This is a genomic window from Gordonia sp. KTR9 (assembly GCF_000143885.2).
In the GTDB taxonomy this organism is placed as follows: domain Bacteria; phylum Actinomycetota; class Actinomycetes; order Mycobacteriales; family Mycobacteriaceae; genus Gordonia.
In genome coordinates, this window is the sequence record NC_018581.1 from 1,572,127 (window position 1) to 1,596,713 (window position 24,587).

General features: G+C 69.4%; 22 protein-coding genes. 13 read left to right on the forward strand and 9 right to left on the reverse strand.

Going from position 1 to position 24,587, the window contains the following annotated elements; translation table 11 throughout:
• Positions 1-32: 32 nt before the first annotated feature.
• Together KTR9_RS07975 and KTR9_RS07980 are read left to right on the forward strand one after the other, a co-directional pair.
• Positions 33-977 (forward strand): esterase/lipase family protein, encoded by a 945-nt coding sequence (locus tag KTR9_RS07975; RefSeq protein ID WP_014925958.1) that lies wholly within the window; start codon positions 33-35, stop codon positions 975-977.
• Between the two features lie 38 nt (positions 978-1,015).
• On the forward strand, positions 1,016-2,317 hold the full coding sequence (locus KTR9_RS07980) for a family 1 glycosylhydrolase (protein ID WP_014925959.1): 1,302 nt from the start codon (positions 1,016-1,018) through the stop codon (positions 2,315-2,317).
• A 19-nt stretch (positions 2,318-2,336) separates the two neighbouring features.
• Here KTR9_RS07980 and KTR9_RS07985 read toward each other — a convergent pair whose 3' ends face one another.
• Both KTR9_RS07985 and KTR9_RS07990 read right to left on the reverse strand, forming a co-directional pair.
• Positions 2,337-2,660: an AzlD domain-containing protein gene (locus tag KTR9_RS07985; RefSeq protein ID WP_010843474.1), complete on the reverse strand. Its 324-nt coding sequence runs from the start codon at positions 2,658-2,660 to the stop codon at positions 2,337-2,339.
• Positions 2,657-3,439 (reverse strand): AzlC family ABC transporter permease, encoded by a 783-nt coding sequence (locus tag KTR9_RS07990; protein ID WP_044506256.1) that lies wholly within the window; start codon positions 3,437-3,439, stop codon positions 2,657-2,659. The genes KTR9_RS07985 and KTR9_RS07990 overlap by 4 nt, the downstream gene beginning before the upstream one ends.
• A 57-nt stretch (positions 3,440-3,496) precedes the next feature.
• Here KTR9_RS07990 and KTR9_RS07995 point away from each other — a divergent pair, with 57 nt between their 5' ends.
• Both KTR9_RS07995 and KTR9_RS08000 read left to right on the forward strand, forming a co-directional pair.
• Positions 3,497-4,060, forward strand: coding sequence for a helix-turn-helix domain-containing protein (locus KTR9_RS07995; protein ID WP_044506257.1), 564 nt, complete (start codon positions 3,497-3,499; stop codon positions 4,058-4,060).
• Positions 4,061-4,393: 333 nt separating this feature from the next.
• A complete protein-coding gene (locus tag KTR9_RS08000) occupies positions 4,394-6,001 on the forward strand; it encodes a DEAD/DEAH box helicase (protein WP_014925962.1) in 1,608 nt (535 codons plus the stop codon).
• A gap of 306 nt (positions 6,002-6,307) precedes the next feature.
• Here KTR9_RS08000 and KTR9_RS08005 read toward each other — a convergent pair whose 3' ends face one another.
• From KTR9_RS08005 to KTR9_RS08025, 5 genes are all read right to left on the reverse strand, one after another.
• Positions 6,308-7,135, reverse strand: coding sequence for a maleylpyruvate isomerase N-terminal domain-containing protein (locus tag KTR9_RS08005; protein ID WP_014925963.1), 828 nt, complete (start codon positions 7,133-7,135; stop codon positions 6,308-6,310).
• Between the two features lie 116 nt (positions 7,136-7,251).
• A complete protein-coding gene (locus tag KTR9_RS08010) occupies positions 7,252-8,208 on the reverse strand; it encodes an EamA family transporter (protein ID WP_010843469.1) in 957 nt (318 codons plus the stop codon).
• Entirely contained in the window at positions 8,205-8,687 is a 483-nt protein-coding gene (locus KTR9_RS08015; RefSeq protein ID WP_014925964.1) for a hypothetical protein, read from the reverse strand. Before KTR9_RS08015 ends, KTR9_RS08010 begins: the two co-directional genes overlap by 4 nt.
• Positions 8,688-8,696: 9 nt before the next feature.
• The gene (locus KTR9_RS08020) at positions 8,697-10,289 is read right to left on the reverse strand and encodes a 4Fe-4S binding protein (protein ID WP_010843467.1); all 1,593 of its coding nucleotides are present in this window, start codon (positions 10,287-10,289) and stop codon (positions 8,697-8,699) included.
• Positions 10,290-10,321: 32 nt separating this feature from the next.
• On the reverse strand, positions 10,322-11,356 hold the full coding sequence (locus tag KTR9_RS08025) for an AurF N-oxygenase family protein (RefSeq protein ID WP_014925965.1): 1,035 nt from the start codon (positions 11,354-11,356) through the stop codon (positions 10,322-10,324).
• A gap of 537 nt (positions 11,357-11,893) precedes the next feature.
• On the opposite strand from KTR9_RS08025, the gene KTR9_RS08030 reads away from it, so the two are divergent.
• The 5 genes from KTR9_RS08030 to KTR9_RS08050 are packed head-to-tail and all read left to right on the forward strand — an operon-like array spanning position 11,894 to position 18,497.
• On the forward strand, positions 11,894-13,495 hold the full coding sequence (locus tag KTR9_RS08030; RefSeq protein ID WP_044506259.1) for a hypothetical protein: 1,602 nt from the start codon (positions 11,894-11,896) through the stop codon (positions 13,493-13,495).
• A 1-nt stretch (position 13,496) separates the two neighbouring features.
• Entirely contained in the window at positions 13,497-13,946 is a 450-nt protein-coding gene (locus KTR9_RS08035) for a hypothetical protein (protein ID WP_010844407.1), read from the forward strand.
• On the forward strand, positions 13,943-15,538 hold the full coding sequence (locus KTR9_RS08040; protein ID WP_014925967.1) for an FHA domain-containing protein: 1,596 nt from the start codon (positions 13,943-13,945) through the stop codon (positions 15,536-15,538). The genes KTR9_RS08035 and KTR9_RS08040 overlap by 4 nt, the downstream gene beginning before the upstream one ends.
• An 18-nt stretch (positions 15,539-15,556) precedes the next feature.
• Positions 15,557-17,683 (forward strand): cation:proton antiporter, encoded by a 2,127-nt coding sequence (locus KTR9_RS08045; protein WP_014925968.1) that lies wholly within the window; start codon positions 15,557-15,559, stop codon positions 17,681-17,683.
• 1 nt (position 17,684) lies between these two features.
• Entirely contained in the window at positions 17,685-18,497 is an 813-nt protein-coding gene (locus KTR9_RS08050; RefSeq protein WP_010844404.1) for a protein kinase domain-containing protein, read from the forward strand.
• A gap of 49 nt (positions 18,498-18,546) precedes the next feature.
• Here the strand turns inward: KTR9_RS08050 and KTR9_RS08055 are convergent, their stop codons facing one another.
• Together KTR9_RS08055 and KTR9_RS08060 are read right to left on the reverse strand one after the other, a co-directional pair.
• Entirely contained in the window at positions 18,547-20,025 is a 1,479-nt protein-coding gene (locus KTR9_RS08055; RefSeq protein ID WP_014925969.1) for a serine/threonine protein kinase, read from the reverse strand.
• Between the two features lie 97 nt (positions 20,026-20,122).
• A complete protein-coding gene (locus tag KTR9_RS08060) occupies positions 20,123-20,428 on the reverse strand; it encodes a hypothetical protein (RefSeq protein ID WP_014925970.1) in 306 nt (101 codons plus the stop codon).
• Between the two features lie 203 nt (positions 20,429-20,631).
• On the opposite strand from KTR9_RS08060, the gene KTR9_RS08065 reads away from it, so the two are divergent.
• The 4 genes from KTR9_RS08065 to KTR9_RS08080 all read left to right on the forward strand — a co-directional run bounded on the left by KTR9_RS08065 (position 20,632) and on the right by KTR9_RS08080 (position 24,468).
• A complete protein-coding gene (locus KTR9_RS08065) occupies positions 20,632-21,495 on the forward strand; it encodes a universal stress protein (protein WP_044507755.1) in 864 nt (287 codons plus the stop codon).
• A 79-nt stretch (positions 21,496-21,574) separates the two neighbouring features.
• A complete protein-coding gene (gene soxR / locus KTR9_RS08070) occupies positions 21,575-22,024 on the forward strand; it encodes a redox-sensitive transcriptional activator SoxR (RefSeq protein ID WP_004019988.1) in 450 nt (149 codons plus the stop codon).
• Positions 22,025-22,138: 114 nt separating this feature from the next.
• Positions 22,139-23,170 carry a patatin-like phospholipase family protein gene (locus KTR9_RS08075; RefSeq protein ID WP_014925972.1) on the forward strand — a complete coding sequence of 344 codons (1,032 nt, stop codon included), beginning with the start codon at positions 22,139-22,141 and terminating at the stop codon, positions 23,168-23,170.
• Positions 23,167-24,468, forward strand: a complete 1,302-nt coding sequence (locus tag KTR9_RS08080) for an MFS transporter (RefSeq protein ID WP_014925973.1) — start codon at positions 23,167-23,169, stop codon at positions 24,466-24,468. The genes KTR9_RS08075 and KTR9_RS08080 overlap by 4 nt, the downstream gene beginning before the upstream one ends.
• The last annotated feature ends 119 nt before the right edge of the window (positions 24,469-24,587 follow it).

A 24,587-nucleotide genomic window follows, 5' to 3' on the forward strand; every position in this document is an offset into this window, starting at 1 on the left:
CCCGGCCTGAGACGGTTTGTTAGCTTTCGTCCATGAGATCGCCGAGGATCCTGTGGGGCCTGGTCGTCGCCGTCATCGGGGTGCTGGTGGTGTCCGTGGCACCGGCCCGTGCCGACACGCTGCCGGTCACGTACAACTTCCTGGCCGGCATCCCGAATGAACTGACCGACCCGGGCGGCTCGTTACCCGGCTCGAATGACTGGGACTGCCGGCCGTCCGCACGCCATCCCAATCCGGTCATCCTGGTCCACGGGACGGGCGGGTCGCAGCAGACCAACTGGGGAACCTATGTCCCCCTGCTGAAGAACGAGGGCTACTGCGTGTTCGCGCTGACCTATGGTGCGGTCACAGGTGCGCCGTGGCCGATCAGCGCGATCGGCGGTATGGGCGAGATGACGCGGAGTGCTGCCCAGTTCGGTGCCTTCGTGGACAGAGTTCGCCGGGCCACCGGGGCGACCCAGGTCGACATCGTGGGCCACTCCCAGGGCACCGTGGTGCCCGCGTACTACGCGAAGTACCTCGGCGGACGGAATGCCATCGACAACTACGTGTCGCTGGCGCCGGCGTGGCGGGGTTCCGGCGTCGGCGGAAACGACGTGATCATGCCGATCGTCCGGTCCCTCGGACTACGGCCCGAGCAGGTGCCGTTCTGCCAGGCATGTGCCCAGCTGGACCCCGGTGCCCAGGTGCTGCGCAAGATCGCCGCCGGTGGCTTCTACCTGCCGTCGATCCGGTACACCAACATCGCCACGCGGTACGACGAGCTCGTCGTGCCATACACTCTCGGGTTGCCGCCGGGCGGGCCGAACGTGCGCAACATCGTTGTGCAGGACGGGTGTTCGGCCGACTACACCGAGCACGCGGGGATCGCGGGGTCGCGCCGCGCGGCATTCTTCGTACTCAACGCGCTCGACCCGGAGAATCCGCGACCGGTTCCGTGTGATCGTGCCGCACCCATCACCGGGAGTCCGTTCTGAGCACGCACCGGCGACGTTCCGGTGGTGGGCCCAGGCGAGTGCGTGTCGTGGCCATCGCGGCGGCCGCGACGCTCATCGCGATCTGCGGACTCGGCGGCGTCGGGGCGGCGTCGGCGAGCGTGCCGTCGCTCGGTTCTGCCTTCGAATTCGGGGTCGCCCAATCGGGTTTCCAGTCCGAAGGGTACAACCTGGACTCGAACTGGGTGCGTTATGGCGATCAGGGCCGGGTCGCCCACCGCGTCGGCAATGCCGTCGACTTCACTCATCGCTACGCCGAGGACATCGCCCGCGCCGAGAGTCTCGGGGTGGGTGTCTACCGGACCTCGGTCGAGTGGTCGCGGGTGGAGCCGTCGCGAGGCCGGGACGATCCGGCCGGCTGGGCGTTCTACGACCGGGTGATCCAGGCGGTCGTCGACGCCGGGATGCGACCCATGATCACCCTCAACCACTGGGTGCATCCGGGCTGGGCGGTCGATCTCGGCGGCTGGAACCGCCCGCAGATGTATGCCGACCTCGTGCGGTTCGCCGAGCGTGTGGTGGACCGGTACTCGTGGGCCGATCCGCTGTGGATCACCTTCAACGAACCCACCGAATACGTTCGGCGCGAACTGATGTACGGGGGAGTGGCACCACGGAACGTGGGGCTCATGGCGGACGGGATCGTGACGGCGCACCGGGCGATCTACCGTCACATCCATCGTGTCCAGCCAGGCGCCCAGGTGTCGTCGAACATGGCCTACTACCCGATCGCCGGCGTCCAGACGTGGCTCGAATCGGTGTTCCCGCAACGTATGCGGGACACCCTCGATTTCGTGGGTGTCGACCACTACTACTTCTTCTCGGTCACCGACGCTTCGGTCGCCAACGGTGCGGCGGGCGAGTTCTGGAAGAGTTCGCAGGCGCCGGAGAGCATCTACTACGTGCTTCGTCATGTGGCTGAACAGTTCCCGGGTGAGCAGATCCGGGTGATCGAGAACGGTCTGGCCACCGACCCGCGGGGTCGGCGGCCAGACGGTTATCGCCGCGCCGACCACCTGCGCGACACCGTGTACTGGCTGCAGCGCGCGCGTCAGGACGGAATCGACGTGGTGTCCTACAACTACTGGAGTCTCACCGACAACTACGAGTGGGGCGACTTCGATTCACGTTTCGGCCTGTACACCGTCGACGCGCAACGCGATCCGAGTCTGACCCGTCACCCGACCGACGCGGTCGCCGCCTACCGTGAGATCACCCGCGACAGCGGCGTGCGCAGCGGTTATCGCCCGACGCGGCTGCCGGTGGCGTGTTCGCTGGTCGCCGTGCCGGACAGCTGTACGAGCCCGGCCATCGTCCGGTGACGTTTCCCGACCCCGGACGTCAGGCGACGCCGAGTGCTCGCAATCCCGCCGCGGTGGCGGCGGCGAGGATGACCACGACGGCGAGGGGCGCTTTCAGCAGCGCCGCGATCACCCCGACCGTCACGCCCGCGGGCCGCGCCCATCCGGCGAAGTCGTGGTCGATGAAGAACGTACCGGTCAGCGCGACGGCGACGAGCAGGACGACCGTCGCCCGGTCCATCAGCTTCTCGGTCGCCTCCGACACCGAGATCCGGTTCCGCAGAACAGGTCCGGCCGCGCGCATCGCGTAGGTGCCGACCGCGAGCAGCGTGATGCCGACGGCCAGCGAGATCCCGGCGTTCATCGCCTACTCCGAACATTGTTGTGCCCGAGCATGTCCCGGGCCGAGGCGCCTTCCTCGGCGGCGTCGGTTCCCGTGCAGGCGGTTTCCGGTGCGCGCAGAGACGCTTCGCGAGACCGGCGGACTGTCTCCAGGGCGGCGAACCCTCCGAGCGCACCGATGATCGGCAATCCTGCGGGAAGAAAAGGCGTCGACGCCACGGCCACCGCGGCGCCGACGGTCACCGCCGCCCAGGTCGCGCCGTCGCGAAGGGCCGGGATGGCCAGTGCGGCGAGCAGGGCGGGGAACGCGGCGTCGAGGCCGAGCTTCCCCGGATCGGCCACCACGCCGCCGAGGGTGGCGCCCAAGGCCGCACCGGCCGGCCACGCGACGAGAACCCCCAGTCCGCACAACAGGAAGGCGGCGCGTGCACGACGCGGGTCGGATTCGGCGGTCGCCAGTGCGGCCGTCTCGTCGTTGATGAGGTGGGCGCCCAGGAGGATCTCGGGGGTGCCGCGCAGGTGCTTTCCGACGGCGAGGCCGTATCCGAAGTTGCGGGTGTTGACCAGCAAGCCCGCCAGCGCCGCCAGGATCGGCACCCCGCCGGCGGCCAGGATGCCGACGAAGACGAACTCCGACGACCCGGCGAGCACCACCGTGGCGACCAGCACGATCTGCCAGAGAGCAAGACCCGCGCCGTGCGCAGCCACCCCGTACGACGTGCCGATGACGAGGACCGACAGAGACATCACCACGACGGCGCGCAGGGTCGCCGTGTCGAGTGTTCTCCAAGCCGAACGCATGACTATCATAGTGAACAGTAGTTGTGTGTTCGTCAAGATGGACGATCGGACGGTTTGATGAACGAAGCACGATCGGTGAACCCGAAAGAACTCGTCGCCGCGTCGTTGAAACGGGAACGCACACGGGCCGGCCTGTCCCTGACCGAACTCGCGCGTCGTGCCGGCATCGGGAAGTCGACGCTGTCCCAGCTCGAATCGGGGGAGGGGAACCCGAGCGTGGAGACGCTGTGGGCCCTCTCGACGGCGTTGGGGGTGCAGTTCTCGGCGCTGCTGGACTCGCCGACGCCGACCGTCGAGGTCATCCGTTTCGGCGAGGGGCCGGTGATCCCGGCCGCGGATGCCGACTACTCGGCCACACTGCTGTCCACCGCGGCGCCGGGATCGAGGCGCGACTTGTACGTCATCCGGGCGGAGCCGGGCAAACCCAGGGTGTCGGCACCGCACGCGCGTGGAATGATCGAGCACGTCGTGATCAGTTGCGGCCGTGCGCGTCTCGGCCCCACCGCCGCCGCCCAGGTTCTATCGGCCGGCGACTACATCTCTTACCCCGGCGACGTCGAGCACGTCTTCGACGCACTCGAACCCGGCACCGTCGCGGTCATGCTGAACGAGGCGTTCTGACAACTGTGTTGTCGTGTAGGGGTTTCGATGGCGTGCCGTGGTCGCGCAGTCCGGGGCCGTCGCCCACGGTTCCACACGCGACCTGCATCACAGCGATTCGCGGTATCGATTACCGACGCGTACTGTTGCTGAAAGTGATGCGCCCGTACCGGCCGCGTCTAGCGTCGTAGAACGCCTCTCTCGCAGGTTGGAGATTCCGACACCGGTCGGCCACCTGCCATTGACTTCATACGGCGAACGAGCTCGCGCACCCGCGTGTTCGCCACCGGCACCGCCCTCGCACGTCAGTCGTGCTGTTCGCGTGCCAAGCACAGGAAGACACCTGCACACCACATGACTGCTGTACTCGAAAACCCGACGACCACCTCTTCCGACGCCGCTGCGGTGTCTCCGGGAGTGTCGTTCGAATCGCTCGGTGTTCCAGCCGAACTCGTCAAGGTTCTCGCCTCGCAGGGCAAGACCGACGCCTTTCCGATCCAGGCAGACACCCTGCCGGACACCCTCGACGGCAAGGATGTCCTGGGCCGCGGCAAGACCGGCTCCGGCAAGACCCTCGCCTTCTCCATCCCTCTCGTCGCCGGTCTGGCCGAGATGCAGGTCAAGCGTTACGTGGGAGCACCCACCGGCCTGATCCTGGCGCCGACGCGTGAACTCGCGACCCAGATCGCCGCCGTCGTCGAACCTCTCGCCGCGTCCGTGGGGCTCACCGTCACCACCGTCTTCGGCGGGGTCAAGCAGACCCGCCAGGAGCAGGCGTTCCGCCGCGGTGTCGACATCGTCGTCGCCTGCCCCGGACGCCTCGAGGACCTGATGCGCCAGGGCATCGTCCGTCTGGACGAGGTCGAGATCACCGTGATCGACGAGGCCGACCACATGGCCGACCTCGGCTTCCTGCCGGTCGTGACCAAGATCCTGGCCGCGACTCCCGCAGGCGGCCAGCGGATGCTGTTCTCGGCCACGCTGGACAACGGCGTCGACAAGCTCGCCAAGCGCTTCCTCGACAACCCGGTGTTGCATTCGGTCGATTCGGCGGAGTCGCCGGTCGCCGCGATGACCCACCACGTCTTCGAGGTCTCCTCGTCGGACAAGCAGGATCTCGTCACCGAACTCGCCTCCGGCACCGGTCGCCGCATCCTGTTCATGCGCACCAAGCACCAGGCCAAGAAGCTCGCCAAGAAGCTGACCGAGTCCGGCATCCCCGCCGTCGACCTGCACGGCAACCTCAGCCAGGCGCAGCGTGACCGCAACCTCGCCGCTTTCGGTCAGGGTGACATCCGGGTCCTCGTCGCCACCGACGTCGCCGCCCGCGGCGTACACGTCGACGGCATCGAACTCGTCGTGCACGTCGACCCGCCGGCCGAGCACAAGGCGTACCTGCATCGCTCGGGCCGTACGGCTCGCGCCGGGTCGGCCGGCGACGTGGTCACCGTCTGTCTGCACGAGCAGCGTCGCGAGGTCGCGCAGCTGCTGCGCAAGGCCAAGATCAAGGTGACCCCCGTCTCCGTGGCCGCCACATCGGCTGCCGTCGACGAACTCGTCGGCGAGCGCGCGCCCCGCGTGTCCGCTGCAGCACGCGCCGCGGCAGAGGCCGCTCGTGGCGGCTCCGCTCGGGGTGGCGGCTCACAGGGCGGTCGCTCGCAGGGTGGCCGGTCACAGGGGAGTCGACGCGGTGGCCGTGGCCGAGGCCAGGGCGGTAACGGCGGCGCCCGCGGTGAGAACCGGAGCGCCGGTGGCAGTGACTCACGCGGCACACGCGGCGAGGGCCGCGGCCGCCCGGTCCGGAGTGACTCACGCGCGGGCGGTTCGCGCTCGTCGGAAGCACGGACAGGCGGACAGGGTCGAGGCGCGGGACACTCGCGTGCCGCCGACCAGCCGCGAGCAACCGGCCGCGGGCAGGGACGCCGCGTGAGCCGCCCGGCCGGTTCGCCTGCCGGTCGCTGACCGGGGCGTCAACCGCGACAATCGAACAACAATGCTCGCCGTAGGGCGAGCGGAGCGAGCCCTCTGTGTCCCCCGAGGTGCGAGCGCAGCGAGCCCTCTGTGTCCCCCGAGGTGCGAGCGCAGCGAGCCCTCTGTGTCCCCCGAGGTGCGAGCGCAGCGAGCCTCGAGGGGCGGTGACTTCGGTTGCCGCCCTTCGAGGCTCGTCGCTTTCTCTCCTCGCACCTCAGGGAGCGGGGAGGTCTCGTCGCTTTCGCTCCTCGCACCTCAGGGAGCGGGGAGGGCTCGTCGCTTGTTCGGGCCGGCCGATCAGGCCGGCAGGAACCGCTGGGCCAGCCGCGAGGCGAGCCACGGGCGGGCGCCCCAGGCGATCCCCTTGCCGGTGAGGCCTATCCAGCCCGGTGACACGCGGCCGTAGCCGGCGAGCAGGGCCGTGGCGGGGTCGACGCTGATGTGGACGTCGGGCCGGCGTGGATCCGGCGGATCGATCTGCAGCTCACCGTCGGTGAACTCGTAGACGTGGCGTTCGCCGCACCCGCGCAGCCGGATGTCGTAGGTGCCGGAGTGCCCGGCGGCGTTCACGGGATCGACCCAGCTCGGCAGGATGTGCTGGCGGGCACGAATGACCATCATGACCACCTCGGGCTCGACCCACCAGCGGGCGCCGACCGCTCGGGCGATGTCGTGGGCGTGCACCACGAACTCGCCGATCAGCAGCCCCAGGGCGGCGTCGGCCCGGATGAGGCGGTCGCCGTCGAAGTGCATCTTGGGGACCTGGGCGTGAAAGTGCGACACCTCGTCGACGAGTTCATGCAGGTCGTCGGTCAGTCGACGGCACAGCTGCCGCACGTCCCGGGTGGGCAGGTTGGCGATCTGTTTGGCGTTGAAGTCGGGCAGGTCGACCGCGGACGAGCACCATTCACCCTCGCCGCGGGCGAGTTCGAGGAAGCGCGACGGTGCCACCGCGACATGGCCGACGCAATCGGTCAGTGTCCAGCCGGGGACATCGGCGAGCCGGGTGTCGGGGTCGTCGACCCCGAGCACGAGATCGATGAAGCGATCCCCGGTTGTGAGCGCGGCGTCGATGTAGTCAAACCTCGAGAACATCCCCGTCGCGCGTGGTTCCTCCCCCCACATGGGCCACGAGACTACCCCGGCCCGTTGCGACGTGCGACACATTCCCTTCCAACACGCCGAACTGTGGACAGATGTGCAACGTGCGCAACATTATTCACAAATGCGCACAATGATTCTCACTCGCGTGACCGCGCCGGGACGGCTTCGCCGAGTCGGACGCAGATGACGCCGAGCACGATGAGCAGGCCGCCGGCGAGTTGGATCGGTGCCGGCAACTCGTCGAGAACCAGCCAGGCGAAGACCACCGCGAACAGCACCTCGGACAGCGCGACGAAGGACATCACGCGGGCGCCGAGAAGACGGCCACCCGCGATGCCGAACCCGTAGGCCATGGCTGCCGAGACCACACCGAGCAAGACCAGCGGCACCCACCAGGCCACCTCGAGCTCACCGACGCGAACCGGAACGGTCGTCGTGCTCATCGGCAGGAGCCCGGTCAGTCCGGCGCCGACCAGGGCCAGCGCCCCGATCAGCAGGCCGCCGGCGGCGAGGCTGAGCGGGGGCCAGCCCGTGCGGTCATCGGCCGAGATCACGAAGTAGGCCGCTGCCCCCACCATCGCCGCGAGCGCCCACAGCACCCCGACAGCACTGATCGGGACGTCCCCGGTCAGGTCGAGGACGAGGGCCAGTCCACCGATGGCGAGCGCCGCGCCGAGGACGGTGACACGTCCCGGACGCTGACCGTGCCGCAACCACATCCACACCAGCACCGCGACCGGTGCGGTGTACTCGATGAGCAACGCGACGCCGACCTGCAGGTAGGTCACCGCATAGAAGTAGGCGAGCTGACAGCCCGCCACCGCGAGGAGCCCGTAGCTGACGAGCACCGCCCACGACCGGCGGCTGGGCCGGTCGGGGATGGGCTGTCGACGGTCGCGGAAGGCGAGCAGGCCGGGTACGGCCAGCACCAGACCACCGAGCGCGATGCGAACCGTGACGGTCGCGCCGGCCGACCAGCCGGCCTCGATCATGGCCCGGGCCAGCACGCCGGAGATACCGAAGCACGCCGACGAGATCAGGGCGAGCGTGATACCGAGGGCGGGTCGCGAGACGGCGGTGTTCGCGGCGGTCACGGATTCTTCGCGGCGACGATGGCCGCGTGCACGGCGTCGCGGCATTCCGGCCCGGCCGGCTCCCCGGTCCCGAGGTAGAAGCTGCCCGGACGCCCGCCGTCACCGGCGAACCCGGTCACCGAGAATCCGTCCGATTCCGGAACCGAGGGGGTCGACGACATCGAGGCGACGGCCAGCGGACACGACAACGCCGCGACCCCGCGCTTCGCACCGGACACGACGACGATCAGGTGGGTCGGGTGCAGCACGATCAGTGTCTGGTGTTCGGAGTCGGGGTCGACCGGATTGCTGCGTCGTCCGAAGATCTTGCCGAGGAACGAGGTCGACGGCGGGTTGATGCTTCGGGTGATCCACGCCGGCAGGTCATCGGTGACGGTGAGCTGCTTGGAGTCGGCGTGGTCGCGCAGCGTGGCGGCGACATCGGCGGGTAGGTCGGACAGATCGGCGCGCACGGTGGTGCGCTGATACGCGGGCCCCATGGCTGCAATCTAGTGCAGCGGTCCCGCCGTCGACTCCGGCAACGGCGAGGCGGCACCCGGGCGTCGGCCGAAGAGCCGACGCCGGCGCGGTGCCGAGACGTCTGGGTCGCTCGCTTCGAGGTCGTCGAGCAACGACGCGACGGTCTGCGCGGAGTCGGTCTTGTTGGTGCCGATGAACCCCGACGGGCCGCGCTTGATCCACCCCGTCACGTACATGCCCGGCACGGGTTCGGTCCCGTCGAGGACACGCCCGTCGATGTGCGGGATGACCCCGGCAGCGTCGTCGAACGGCAGACCGGGGACCGCGACACCGCGGTAGCCGACCGAGGTGAGGACCAGTCCGGTCCCGAGCGCGGTGGTGTCGCCGGTGGGTTCGATGCCCACCGCGACTCCGGAGTCGTCGAGGACGGGACGGTTACGACCGACGATCAGCGAGCTCGCGCGACCGTCCGGGCCGACGGCCACCTCCACTGGCGAGGTGAAGAACGCCAACCGGATTCGGCGGCCGTCGGGTTCGGGGCGCGCGGCGCACTCGGCGAGAATCTCGAGTTTGGCGCGGACGGTGGCGTCGAGGTCGGCAGGTGCGGGCAACGCGAGGTCGGCGGCGTCGACGGTGACCGGGACACCCGAATCCACCAGGCCGATGAGCTCGGGCAGGGTGAACGCCGCGTGGGCGGGCCCGCGGCGGCCCATCACGACCACCTCGTGCACCGACGAGGCCCGCAGTGTCGCCAGGGCCGGACGGGAGATGTCGGTCGCGGCGAGAGTGTCCGGGTCGGCGACGAGGATGCGCGCGACATCGAGGGCGACGTTGCCGTTGCCCACGACCACGACACGCTCGGTGTCCAGGTCGACGTCGAGGTCGGTGAAGTCGGGGTGGCCGTTGTACCAGCCCACGAAGGAGGTCGCGCTGGACACACCCGGTCGATCGAATCCGGGCAGCGCGAGTTGGCGATCCGTCGGGGCGCCGCCGGCCCAGATGACGCCCTGGTGCCGGCCCCGCAGGTCGGCCAGCGTGAGGTCACGCCCGACCTCGGTGTTGAGCAGGATCTCCAGACGCGGGTTGCGCGCGATGTCGTCGAACAACTGCATCACCTTGCGCGTGTGCAGGTGATCGGGCGCGACGCCGAAGCGCGCCAGCCCGAACGGCCGGTCGAGGCGTTCGTACATGGTGACCGAGATCTGCGGTTGCCGCAGCAGCTCGTCGGCCGCGTACATAGCCGAGGGACCGGAGCCCACGATGCCGATGGAGATCGAGGTGTCGACGGCCAGCTGCCGCGGGCGGTCGATGGGTGCGAGGGGCAGGCGACGGGCGGGGTCGACGGGGAAGCGGGCGGCCCCGTCGACCGGATCGTGGTACTGGGTCGCGTTGACCTCGACGAACCGTTCCTGGCCCGCCGGCAGGCGATGTCCGGGGACGATGGCGCCGACCGGGCACGCACTGACACAGGCGCCGCAGTCGACGCAGGTGGCGGGATCGATGTAGAGCATCTCGGCGATGCCGAAATCGGGCTCTTCGGGGGTGGGGTGGATGCAGTTGACGGGGCATGCGTACACGCACGACGCGTCACCGCAGCACGCCTGGGTGACGACGTGAGGCATTGGTCTCGGGTTCTACTCGCGTGGAGTTCGGCTCAGGCCGCGGTGTAGGTGGGTTCGCTGCGGAACCGCGAGGGGCGGCCGCTGATACCGAGCGCGCGCCACAGCAGACGCGAGACGGGATTCATCAGCCCACTCTGCTCACCGAGCATGCGGACGTCGCCGAACACGTTACGCAGGAACCGCTTTGATTCCGGTGAGCGCCAGAAGATGTCCTTCATGACCTCGTCGGGCACGTCGAACCGCTTGGCGAAGCTCCGCGGGGGCACCACGATGGCGCCGCAGAGGATGCGCATCGTCAGCGGGAGCATGAGCGACAACAGGAACCGCTGGATGCGTCCGCGCTGTGGCACCTGCTCGCGGATCAGGTGATGGGCGAAGGAGATGTGGCGTGCCTCCTCGGCGACATGCAACTGCATGACCGCGGCCATCGTCGGGTGCAGGCTCGCACGGGTGCGCAGGAAGTCCTTCTGGATGTGGTCGATCGGCTCCTCGCCGCCGAGGACCCCGAAGAAGAACAGGGTGGGGAAGACAGTCGAGACGAGCGGGACGAACGGAGAGATCAGCCGGTAGCCGATCTTGGCGCCCGGCACGTCCACCCCGGTGCGGTTGATGAACTCCTGGAACATCAGGGTGTGGTTGCACTCCTCCTTGGATTCGTGCGTGGTGTAACGAAATTCGCGCGCACCGTTGGGGAGTTTGAAGCTGTACTGCATCAGTCCGCGGATCAGCACCGACTCGAACTGTAGGCCGACCTTCGCGACATTGGCCTGACGCCACATGCCGATCTCGATCTGCTTGTCCTGCGGCAGCTGCTGGTACCAGGGGTGACGGCCGATCGGATCGACCTCGTAGGACAGGATCCACCGGGGATCGTTCTCGACGATCGCCATGTGTGGCGCATCCCAGTCGATGTCGACATAGGGATCGAAGTTGCGATGGACCGAGGCTGCGGACAGATCGTCGAGGACCTGCCCGTAGTCGTGGTCGCTGCCGGACTTGTCGTGCTGCGGCACGTAGCGGGTGGGGGCCCCGTGCTCCCGGTCGGTCGGGGTCAGTGCTTTCGTCATCGTCGCATCCCTTCGGGGTGGGCGGCTCGGTCGGTGAAACAGACCACAGCGGATGATCCGAACGTATTTCGGCGACGCCTACTTTGTCAACACTCGATGTCACATTAGGTACCGGCACAATGGCTCGGTGTACGTGCCGGCAGCCGCATCGGCCGACGCGCGACTTCGGCGGCTGACCTGGTGAGACGGGTGTAATTCGTTCGGGTTATATAAGGCCGTCGGGACCCCGTGCGCGGGTTAGAGTTACCGCACCATCCGTGCCCGTGCCTGCTCACCTGGAGGAGCGATGTCCCGTTGTGTTCGCGCGTCCCAGCGCTTGCGGGGCGCGACGCATTCCGCCTGCGCCCGCCGCCGCGGGCTGTCCGCGGACGTGACCCGGGCCCGGAGCCGGTCGTGAACCAGCCGCCGCAGGGTCCCACGCGTGTCGTTCCCCAGCCGGGCGGGCCCCGGCCGGGTCCGCCGGGCCCGCGGCAGCCCGGTCCCGCGCAACCGGCGCCCGGCCCACGACGGCCGACCCCGCCGCCCCCACCCGGCCCGATGCCGCGACGGGCGCCGCAGTCGCCTCACCGGGGCGCGCCCGGACCCGCCGGCATCGTGGGTGATCTGACCCCGGAGCTCATCGGCACCGACGTCTGGACCGACGCGATGGTCGAGGCTGCGGGCATCCCGGTCGTCGACGTCCCGTTCGTGACGGTCGGGTCCGGAATCGGGTCGTTCGTGACCGTCGACTATCTGCGGATCAGCGGGGTGCCGCTCGATCGGATCGCCGTACTCGGACCACAGGACGTGCCGTGGCACAGCTACGAGTACCTGACGCGGGTGTCGCAGATCCCGCGCGGGGAGCGCTTGCGCTCCGACTCGGCGTCGACCCCGGACAACATCTGGGGCTTCCCCTCCTATGCCGTCCGGGAGGCGTGGGCGGACAAGAAGTTCAAGCCACTCTGGAATGTGCTGGTGGAACCCGTCTTCGCGAACTTCTACACACCGAAGGCCGGGCAGGCGTTCGCCTCGATGGAGAAGGAGTGCGAGCGCATCGGTTACCTGAAGTGCCTGCACCGCGGTCAGGTCCGCATGATCCGACGCCGCGCCGGTGGCGGGTACTTCACTATTCTCACACCGCCACAAGGGACTTCGCCCACGAAGCGGGTGGCCTTCCGCAGTCAGTGGGTCCATGTCGCGATCGGATACCCCGGCATCAAACTCCTGCCCGATCTGCAGGCCTTCCGGGAGACCTACCGCGACGCCAGCAAGGTCGTCAACGCCTACGAGTCCCACGAGCACATCTACCAGTCCCTGCAACGCAAGCCCGGCACCGTGGTGATCCGCGGAGCGGGGATCGTCGCCTCCCGGGTCCTGCAGCGGCTCATCGACGATCGCGACGCATACGGACTGCAGACGCAGATCGTGCATCTCTTCCGCACGTACTACGACAAGCCGCACGGGCCGCACATCTTCATGCGGCGCAAGGGCAAGGACGGCTGGGCCTACCAGGGCTTCAACTACCCGAAGTCGGTGTGGGGCGGGCAACTCAAGGCCCGTATGCGCAAGCTCGAGGGGCACGAGCGCGCCGAGGCGTACAAGCAGATGGGCGGCACCAACACACCCGTCCGCGACGACTGGCAGGAACAACTGGCCCGCGGGCGCCGCGAGGGCTGGTACCGCGTCGCCGTCGGCAAGGCCGAGAGCCTGGTGCCGGCCGCGGGCGGACAGGGGGTGGTGACCACGGTGCGGGTCGACCCGCACGCACCGATCCGGCAGGAACACCGACCCGACGGGACCTTCGAGATCTACGCCGACTACGTGATCGACTGCACCGGACTCGAAGCCGATGTGCGCGAGCACCGCCTGCTGCGCGACCTGCTCGACCACACCGGTGCCGGCATCAACCCGGTCGGCCGCATGGACGTCGAACGCGACTTCGAGCTGAAGGGCACCCGTAGCGGCAACGGCAAGCTCTACGCCTCCGGCAGCGCGACGCTCGGCGGTTACTTTCCCGGCGTCGACACGTTCCTCGGTCTGCAGATCGCCGCCCTGGAGATCGTGGACGACCTCGCCCGGCAGGGATTCTGCAAGCGACTGACGCCCTGGCGATCGACGGCCCAGTGGTGGCGCTGGATGAACAACAAGGGAGTCGACTGACATGTTGCCCACCCTGTGGGGGCGAATCCAGACCCGCGTGTTCGTGCTCGGCATCCTCGGCGGTCTGTGGACGATCGTGCTCGTCCCGTTCCTGTGGCTGATCTCCTCGGGGGACCCGTCGATCGCCGACGTCTACCGAGTCGCCTTCACCGTCCTCGTCACCGTCATCGTCCTCGGGGTGCTCTGGGAGTTCCTGTACCACTTCCTGCAGCAGTTCCGCTGGGAGAAGGACTGGCCGACGCTGTTCGGACTCCTCACCGCGATCAACGAGGGCATCCTCGTGTGGATCGTGATCGACGGCACGGGAGTGATCCCGGAGTCGCTGAAACCGTCGCCCTTCGTGTTCTCGGTCCAGTTCGTGACCACGTGGCTCCTCGTCTGGGTGGCGGTCAACGGGCCACTGCGCGCCGTCTTCCCGCACTGGCGATTCCAGGGAGGCCGGTTCCTGTGACCATTCCGGGTGACATTCCCAGCGTCACACCGACCGTGACGCTGATCCCCGGCGCGGGGGTCGTGATCCGCACGCCGGCGTTCCTGTGTCTGATGGCCGACACGGTGCCGACGTCGTTCACCACCGACCTCCTCGACATCGAATCAGCGGTGTCCGTGCCGGATTCGATGCCGCGACGCGGCCGGCACCTCGTGCGGGCGCTGGCGCAACTGGTGGCCACCGCCGACGAACCGGTCGACATCGCGTTCGCCGCACCCGACAGTGCCGGCATCGCGATCTTCCTGTCCGGCCGGGTCTACGGGGAGACCGACGGCAAGCGGATGGAGCCGGCTGCCGGCGACACCTACGACCGCGCCGTGCCGTGGCCGTACGAGGGGCTCGGGCTCTATCTCGCCGGCACGGAACCCGCCGAAGTCGGCGAGGAGCGATTCGACCTCGTCGAGGGAATGGTGCCCGCCGCGGGCGCGCTGCTGCATACCCCACTGGGCCTGCGCGGCACCGAGTTCCATGCGGTACCCCAGCGATCGGCGCCCCAGCGACCGGCACAGCCGGGGCCGGACAGGGTGGTCGAACCGTCCCGACCCGATCCGGACCCGGGTCCGCCGACCGAGGCGCTGCGGGATCTCGACGATTCGGAAGACGAGAAGCCCCAACCCCCTGTGTCCGAACTCCCTGCGCCCGAACCTCCTGCTCCCGAAACCCCTGCGCCCGAACCGATCCGGAAGCGGTCACCCTTCGACGACCTGCCGCCCCGGCCGGCGAGCCCGGACCTCGACGTCGAACCCGTCGGGGACCACCGCTCCGCGACACCGGAGCCGGACCCCATGGGTACCACCGAACGGATGGCCCCCGGCGCCGGCCTGCCGGCATCGGACCCACTGCCGTTCACCTCGACTCCGCTGGGCGGTCCCTTCGAGCGCGAGCCGTTGTCGCCGCCCGGACCTCGTCAGCCGGAGCCGGCTCCGCGGGACGCGACACCGCCGGGTGGCCGGCCGCACATCGAGCCCGCACCCGCGCCGAACCCGTTCGCCGAACCCCTCGAACCGCGCGCGCCCCTGCCCAAGGAGGAGCACCAGAAGCCCGCGACCGAGGTCGTCAAGATCGAGGCGTCACGGGCCATGGTGCACGGGATACGTTGTTCGCGAGGCCATCTGAACCATCCGCAGTCGTGGCTGTGCGGGGTGTGCGGGATCCGGATGGATCAGCTGACGACCTTCCTCGTCGAGGGGGAGCGGCCGCCGCTGGGCTGGTTGCTGCTCGACAACGGATTCACCTTCCTGCTCGACGAGGACCTGGTCATCGGCCGGGAGCCGGGGTCGGCCGGTGGCGGACCGGCGGGCTCGCCCAAACCCATTCGCGTCCAGGACGAAACCGGTCAGCTCTCGCGGCGTCACGTGGAGATCCGGCTGGTGGAGTGGACGGTGCAGCTGGTCGACCTCGGGTCGGCCAACGGCACCTTCGTCGCCGATCCCAGCAACGGCAACCGCGAGACCCGCCTGCTGCCGCATCGTGCCCACGTGCTGGTGCCCGGATCGCACGTCCGAATAGGCGGACGGCACTTCATCTTCGAGTCACACCACGCGCGCATCTGAGCGAACGGATCCGAGGCCATGGAGAAACACACGATCGCCTTCCTGCTGCTCGACGTCGCGATCGTCATCGCCGCTGCACGAGTGGGTGGGATGATCGCGCGTGCGTGCCGTCAGCCGGCCGTCGTCGGCGAGATCGCCGCCGGGATCGCGCTGGGTCCCAGCCTGCTGGGACTCCTGCCCGGCAACCCCGACGAGTGGTTGTTCCCCGACGACGTCCGGCCGTTGTTGGGTGCACTCGCGCAGATCGGCCTCGTGCTGTTCATGTTCATCGTCGGTCTCGAACTGGACATGCGGCTGACCAAGGGACGAGAACGTGCGGCCGCGAGCATCTCGGCGTTCTCGATCGCCTTGCCGTTCGGCCTCGGTGCCGCGCTCGGACTGCTGCTCTATCCCTCGCACAACATGGTCGGGGGCATGGAGATCGAACGGCTCGGGATGGTGCTGTTCATGGGCGTCGCCATGTCGATCACCGCCTTCCCGGTGCTCGCGCGCATCCTCACCGATCGCGGGATGATGCGCACCGTCCCCGGTGTGTTCAGCCTTGCCGCCGCCGCGATCGACGACATCCTGGCGTGGACTCTACTGGCCTTCATCATCGCGATCATCCAGGGCGGCAGTCCGCTGGAGGTCGCGAAGATCGTCGGACTCACGCTCGTGTACGCGGCGGTGATGTTCGGCGTGGTGCGGCCATTGCTGGCGAAGCTGATCGTCTGGCGCGACGCCGCGGGCCGGCTGACCCCGGACATCCTGGCGGTCATCCTGATCGGGCTGTTCCTCTCGGCGGCGGCGACCGATGTCATCGGCATCCACCAGATCTTCGGCGCCTTCGTGTTCGGCGGGGTCATGCCCAAGGTGGGGGCCGAGCAACTGCACCGGGAGATCCTCGAGCGACTCGAGCAGGCGAGCGTGCTGCTCCTGCTGCCGATGTTCTTCGTCGTCACCGGCCTCAACGTCGACCTCACCGAGATCGGGCTCGCCGGGTTGGGGCAGTTGCTCCTGGTTCTCCTCGTCGCGATCGCGGGCAAGTTCGTCGGTGCCTATGCCGGCGCGCGGGTGAGCGCCATACCCACCAGGCAGAGCGCGGCCATCGCGGTGCTCATGAACACGCGAGGACTCACCGAACTCGTGATCCTCGCCGCCGGCCGTGAGCTCGGCGTACTGAGCGACGAGCTGTTCGCGATGCTCGTGGTGATGGCGCTCGTGACCACGATCCTGACCGAGCCGTTGCTGCGGGTGGTGTACCCGGACAAGGTGGTGGCCAACGACATCGCGGCAGCCGAACGTCGCGCACTGGCCACCGCCACCGCGCCGCGGGTCCTGGTGCTGATCCGCGACCCCGTCGGGACGGTCGCGGATCTACGGGCACGGCATCGTCGAATGCTCGACTGCGTCACCGGATTCGACGTCGTGCTGGCCGGTCTGCTCACTGCGCCGGATCGTTCCGCCCGCCCGCTCGAGGTCGGGATCCCGGTGGTGCCGGACTTCGCTGCGATCGCCTCGGCCGTGGAGAAGCTCAACGAGCTGGGCTCGTCGCTGACCGGCGCGGGTTCGGTCTCGGTCCTGTGCCGGTTCAGCGCCGACCCGGCCGTCGACCTCGACGCGATGTCGGAGAACGCGAATGCCGACATCATCGTCGTGGACAGCGCGGACCTCTCCCTCGGCGGGTCACTGCGGTCGGCTCCGGTCGCCGTCATCGACGAGACCGCCGATGCCGCGGTTGCTCCGAGTCGCAGCACCGTCACCTGTGTCGCCGCCGACAGTCGCAGCGGCCGCACCGCTGTGCTGATGGCCGCCGGGCTGGCGCTCTTCGGGTCACGGTCGCTGACCATCGTGGCCTCCGGTTCCCGACGCCGGTGGCTTGCCGACCTCAACACCGTTGCCGAGCAGGGGGTTTCGGTGTCGATCCAGGACCCTCGCCGGCATCGGGACGAGTCCGTGTCCTTCACCGTGGCCGCGGCCGACGAGAGTGGACAGGGCGCACCGGTTCCGGTCACCGTCGTCGACAACACCGGGACAAGCGAGGAATCGCTCGGTGACCGCGTCGCGGATCTCTACCGGTCGACACCGGCCGCGCAACCCACGCCGTCGCGAGCGGCGTCCGACACGTCCAGCCCGAACATCGGTTCATCATCGGAGAGGCCCTGACATGGCGACAGTCGAGATCCCGCAACAGCTGGCGGATTTCACGGTGCTCGAGAAGCTCGGCATCGGCGGCAACGGCACGTTCTACCTCGCCGTCCCGCCCGCGCGACTGGGACTGGGCACCGACCGCGTGGTGGTGAAGGTCTTCAGCGGCGTCTGCAGCGACGACGCCTACCGACGAGGGGTGCGTGAACTGCGGGCGTTCGCCGCCGTCGTGTCGCCGTACCTGGCGGGCCTCTACGACGCGGTGCTGCAGGGGCAGTTCATGTACGCGATGGAGTACTTCCCGCTCGGTTCGCTGGGCAGTCCGGCGCGCGAGCTCAGCCGGGACGAGAAGCTGGCGGCGATCGCCGACGCGGCACGCGGCGTCGACGCACTGCACGAGGCCGGGATCGCACACGCCAACATCACACCGTCGAGCATCATGGTCACCGAGACCGGCGGCAAGATCTCCGATCTCGGCCTGGCCCGGGTCCTCGCCGCCGACGAGCCCATCACGAGCTTCGCCCAGCCCGGTGCGGTGCAGTACATGGACCCGGCGCTGCTGGCGGGTGACGTGCCCTCGCGTGCGACCGACATCTGGTCGCTCGGTGCGTGCCTGCATCGCGCCCTCACCGGCGACGGGGTGTACGGGGAGGTGCCGGACACCCAACCGCTGCTGGCGATCCGGGCCGCGCTGTCGACCCCGCCGGCACTGTCGGAGAACCTGGATCGCGACGAGCGCACCCTCATCGCGAACTGTCTGGCGCTCGCCGGAACGAGGCCGTCGACCGCGATGGAGGTCGCGGTCCGCATCGACGCGCTCCGGGGGCGCTGATCAGGGCTCGTGCCGGTCGCTGTGCGGGTGGGGTGGTCGTCGGGTTCGGTCAGCCCAGCGGAGCGGTGCGCCACCAGTCGTCGAGGATCTCGCGGCCGGTGTGTCCGGGCCACGTGGTCACCAGGGTGTATTCCGCACGCGGTGACCCGGTGAAATTCGTGACGACCCAGCCGTCCACGACGCTGTCCCGGCTCGCCGACGCCGGTCCGTCCCGCCAGCTGATCTCGTCTCCCGGATAGCCTTTCAGGCCGGCGGTGACCGCGGCACGTGTCGGAGGCGTGGGTGTGCGCCACACCACGAACCCGACGTTCGCGTCGTCGGTACACGAGATGCCGTCCACCCCGTCGCGGAGGACGGCCTCGCAGCGGGCACCTCGCCATCCCGTCGACTCCGGTGTCTCGGGCAGGAGTTGGGGGAAGGTCGTGGCGATGGGAGCGACGGCCGACGGCCACGGCGGCCGGGTGGTGCTCGCACCGAGCAGGATCAGCGTTCCGACGACGAGGGCGACGATCACCGCGGCGACGAGGATCGGTGCGATCCAGCGACGTCGACGCGGCGATGCGGAGACCGGCGGCGGTGTCGGCGGTGTCGCGACCGCCCGGCGCCGCTCGGTGTCGACCTCTGTCGGCCGGTCCGGATGACCGGCGGGCGTGAACACCCGCGGGACGCCGCGGTCGGGCCCGGGCGTGCCCGCGGCGATGACCTCGGTCGGTGGTTCGCCGTCGGTGTGCGTGAGATGCAGGGCGAGCTCGGCGGCGCGGACGAACTCCGCGCAGGTGCGGTAGCGGTGGTCGGAATCGGGGTCGAGGGCGCGGGCCAGCACGGCGTAGAAGGCCGGCGAGACCGCCCCCGACACCCGATGCCGCGCGACCGATCCTGTGCCGGTGAGCAATTCGACGAGCGTGCGGCCCAGTGCGGCGACATCGCCTGCCGGATGCGGCATCTGGCCGTCGTGTCCTGGGGCGGTCAGTCCGAAACCGGTGAGCGTGACGACACCAGGGGTCGCCGCGGCGGAACCGGTCAGGTCGCCGGGCTCGGCGAGCAGGATGTCGGCCGGGGAGACGTTGCCGTGGACCAGTCGTCTGCGGTGTGCGGCATCGAGCGCGTCGCCCACGACGGTGATGATGCGTACCGCGAGATCGACGTCGATGCCGTCGGGGTGGCGGCGGATCAGCAGTGCTGCGTCGGACGCGGGCACGGGTTCGATCGCCACCCAGGCCCGACCGTCGGCGGAACCGTGACCGGCGACCTGCGCGATCGCGGGATGCCCCATCGTCGAAGCCCTTTCGACCGCCAGCGGGAACCAGCTGCGAAAGCCGGGGCCGGCCGAGGTCCTCCGGTCGACGACGGTGAGCATGACCCGATCGGGAGGTGAACCCGCCGTCCGTGGGTCCCCGGCCCCAGGGTGGAGGACCGTTGCCAGATAGTCGTCACCCACCGGGCGCCGGCGGAGCAGTCGATCGACGCGATGACGCCCGACGAGAGTGCCGGGAGGGAGTGGTTCGTCGTGAGCCGGACCGACAGACACGGTGCCTCCCTCACCTCGGGTGAGTCCTGACTCTACCGGTCCGGTCCCACCCGCCCGGGGTGGAACAGGCCCAGGCCGTCGCCGTCGCCGTCGACGGTCACTCGAAGAGCACGGGTGCGGAATTGAACAGCATCACGATGAAGAAGATCAGCAGGAACCATGCCCCGCCCTGCCACACCTGCCAGCGGCCGTTGCGCTTCCAGGCCAGGTATGTGCGATACAGCATCGCGCTCGCGCCGAGGAGGACCACGATGGGGGAGGCGATGATGAGCACGGTCTGCAGTGGATCCGACGACGCGTGAGCGAGTACCAGCAAACCGAGTCCGAGGACGACGGTGATCCCGATGTGGATCAGGATCGCGCGAAAGTCGTTGGTGCCGTTCTGCGGAAGCGGTGACGTCATGGTGTCCACCAGGTTACACGTCGGGCGAATCGTGCAGAAAGCCACCGTGATCAGGACTTCGTACTCATTGCCGCGGCCACGACGCCGGGGCAGGATGGGGGGCGGGGCCGAAACCGGGCCGCGCGGGGCGACCCCGAGCAGACCCGCGGCCGAACCCGAGGACCCCACACGGGGCGTCGAGATCAGAGGAGATGAGCCACAACATGAATGCGATACTCGTCGGCGTGGACGGATCGGACGCGGCCACGGGCGCGGTGCGCTGGGCTGCCCGGACGGCCGCGGCCGAAGGTCTCGATCTCAAGCTCGTCGGTGCGTATGACGCCAGCACGAGTGACTACGCCCCCGGCCTCATCATCCCGCAGGACGTGGTCGACGCCATCCGCCAGGATGCGTCCGACGCGGTGCACGCGGCCGCCGACGCGGCGAAGGATGTGGCGCCCGGGGTGACGGTGGCCACCTCGATCGTCGACGGCGACGCGACACGCGTGCTGCTCGAACTGGGCAAGGATGCGGCGATGATCGTGGTCGGCACCCGTCGGCTCGGCAGCGTGAAGGGCTTGTTCCTGGGATCGGTGAGCACCAGCGTCGCCGCCCACGCGCACGGCCGGGTCACCGTGGTGGCCGCCGAGGGCGACGACGCCGGGCCCGTGGTGGTCGGTGTGGACGGTTCGCCCGTCAGCGATGCCGCCGTCGCCGAGGCGTTCCGGCAGGCGTCGCTGCGCAATGTCCCGCTCCGCGCGGTGCACACGTGGACCCCTCTCGATGCGGATGCGCTCCACGGATACGGCATCGGCGCCGACGAGGTGGCGCGGATGACGCAGGATGCGGTGGAGGTGCTCGCCAAGCGGCTTGCCGGATATGCGCAGGACTACCCGGACGTGACCATCGAACGGTCCGTTCTGCCCGAGGAGCCGGCCAAGGCGCTGCTCGACGCAGCGGGCGCGAAGGCGTCGCTCCTCGTGGTCGGCAGTCGCGGGCGCGGCGGTTTCCGCGGGCTTCTGTTGGGCTCGACCAGCCAGAAGGTGATGCATCACGCGGAGTGCCCGGTGATGGTGGTCCGCACCTGACGGAGCCGCGCGGTACGGCGGCTCCTCGTTACCGGTCGTGGACCGGGGACGAGGAGCCGGCGACGCTTACCATCGAGCCATGACGCTGAAGAAGCTGGAGCTCTCGGTCGGGGAGCTCGCCCAGCGAGCCGGCATCGCGCCGTCGGCGGTCCGCTTCTACGAGGATCAGGGCCTCATCTTCAGTCGGCGCACCTCGGGTAACCAGCGCCGCTACCACCGGGCGATGTTGCGGCGCGTGGCGTTCATCCGGGCGTCGCAGGTCGCCGGGATCCCGCTGTCGGTGATCGGTGAGGTGCTCGCCGAACTCGGCGACCACGAATCGCCACCCAAGTCGATGTGGGAAGCGGCGTCGAAGCGCTGGATGGACGACATCAACCACCGCATCGCGCTGCTGGAGAACATGCGGGACATGATCGGGTCGTGCGTCGGTTGCGGGTGCCTGTCCCTGGGGGAGTGCCACCTCCTCAACCCGGGGGACGAACTCAACAAACTGGGTCCGGGCCCGCGCCGCCTCCTCACCGATCAGTAGCGTCCGCGACCCGAACCCGGCGACCGGACCATCCGGGGACGTGGGCACGGACCGCAGGCGATCGCCGCCGCTTGCGGTCTCGGCGAGGGAAAACAGCGGCGGTACTGTTGCCCCATGGCTCGACCGTCGCGCGTGGCGCTGGCTCTGGGAAGTGGCGGCGCCCGCGGCTACGCGCACATCGGGGTGATCGCCGAACTCGAGGCGCGGGGATTCGAGATCGTCACCGTCGCCGGGTCGTCGATGGGTGCGCTCGTCGGCGGCCTCTACTGCGCGGGCAAGCTCGACGACTATGTCGACTGGATCTCCGATCTGTCCCAGCTCGACGTCGTCCGACTGCTCGACGTCTCGCTGACCAAGCCCGGTGTGATCGGTGCCGAGCGCATCCTGCTGCGGGTGCGGGAGATCCTCGGCGACACCGCGATCGAGGACCTGCCCGTCCCGTTCACCGCGGTCGCCACCGACCTGAACGCCGGCCGCGCGGTCTGGTTCCAGCGCGGTGTCCTCGCCGACGCCCTGCGCGCCTCGATCGCGATCCCGGGAGTCATCAGCCCGCACGAACACGGCGGCCGGTTGCTCGCCGACGGCGGCATCCTCGATCCGCTGCCGGTGGCCCCCACCTCGGCGGTGTCCAGCGATGTGACCATCGGCGTCATCATCGGCTCCGACGGTGGGCCGGAGGCCGGAGCCATCCGGGAGCCGAAGGCCAGGGGACTGTTGCGCCGCAACGTGGCGCCGATCCTCGACAACGAGTTCATCCGAGCGGTCCGCGACCGGCTCGGTCACGAGATGCCCACGGCCGAGCGCGGCGAGCACTCCGCCACCGACGGGGCGGTGATCGCCACCGACGGTGGTGCCGACGCGGTCGACGCCGCGGGCGAGCCGGCCTCCGTCCCGACCGCCGAGCAGGCCGGGTTCGGCGTCGACGAACCGGCCCGGATGGGACGCGTGGAGGTGCTCAGTCGCTCGCTCGACATCATGCAGGAGGCCCTGACCCGCTATCAGGTCGCGGGCTACCCGCCCGACGTGTTGATCCGCGTGCCCCGCCGAACGGTTCGCACCCTCGACTTCCACAAGGCCTCCGAGATGATCGAACTCGGCCGCACCCTGACCGCGCGGGCCCTCGACGACCTGCCCGAGCTGCCATGAGGCGGATCCCCCGCGGCATCTGGGTCCTGCTGTCGGCGAACGTCGTCATCGCCCTCGGATACGGTTTCATCGCGCCCGCGCTGCCCACCTTCGCCCGGACCTTCAACGTCTCGTTCACCGCCGCGACCGCGGTCGTGTCGGCGTTCGCGGTCATGCGGTTGATGTTCGCGCCCGCGACCGGCCGGCTGGTCACCGTCTTCGGCGAGCGGCGCATCTATCTGACCGGCCTGCTGATCGTCGCGGCCAGCACCCTGGCGTGCGCGTTCGCCCAGACCTACTGGCAGCTGCTGGTCTTCCGCGGCCTCGGCGGAATCGGCTCGACGATGTTCAGCATCTCGGCGATGGCCCTGCTGATCCGGATGGCGCCGAGCGACATTCGCGGGCGGGTGTCGGGCTTCTTCTCGGCGGGGTTCCTCATCGGCAGCATCACCGGACCGCTCATCGGGGCGGCGCTCGTCGGCTTCGGACTACGGGTCCCGTTCGTCGTGTACGCGGTCGCGCTGCTGGTCGCGTCGACGGTGGTGGCCACCCAATTGCGAGAGGTCATCGCCCCGGACCAGGCCGACGGCCCGACGGGTGCGCTGATCGGTTTCCGGACCGCCCTGCGCGACAGCGCCTATCGCGCGATCCTCGCGTCGAACTTCACCCAGGGCTGGGCCTCCATGGGTGTCCGGGTCGCGGTGGTGCCGCTGTTCATCACCGAGAGTCTCGGTGCCGGCGCGGGAATGGCGGGGATCGTGCTGGCGGTCTACGCCGCGGGCAACGTGCTGGCGATCCTGGTCGCCGGCCGGTTGTCGGACCGGTTCGGGCGGCGGCCCATCATGCTGCCCGGTCTCGTCATCACCGTCGTCGCGACCATCGCGCTCGGCTTCTCCCCGAACGTCGGCGTCGCGCTGGCGTTGTCGGTGGTCGCCGGCGTGGGCTCGGGACTCTTCGCGCCCACCCATCAGGCCGCCCTCGCCGACGTCCTCGGCAACCGTCAGCAAGGCGGTTCGGCGCTGGCCGCCTACGGCATGTCGTCGGACCTCGGCGCTGTCACCGGACCCGTGATCGTGGGGTTCGTCGCCGACCGGGTCGGCTTCGGACCCGCCTTCGTGCTGACCGGTGTGGTGGCCGCGGTCGCGCTGGTCCTGTGGGTCTTCGCCCGCGAGACCGCGCCGGCGATCGTGGGCGACGGCCCCACGATGACGCCGACCGAGGATTCCGGGAGATCCGCCACGCCGGCCGAACCCGACCCGGGTACCGATCCGCTCGGCGCCTCGGAAACGGTTCGTCGCGACGCGGCCGAGGATCGGTGACGTTCCGAGCCGGCCGTCCGTGCCGACACGGCACCCCGCGGTGCCGATGAGTGCTGTGCGAGGGCGGACGACGAATTACGGTTGAGCGATGACCGGTGCAGGGCAGTCCGATCACCCCG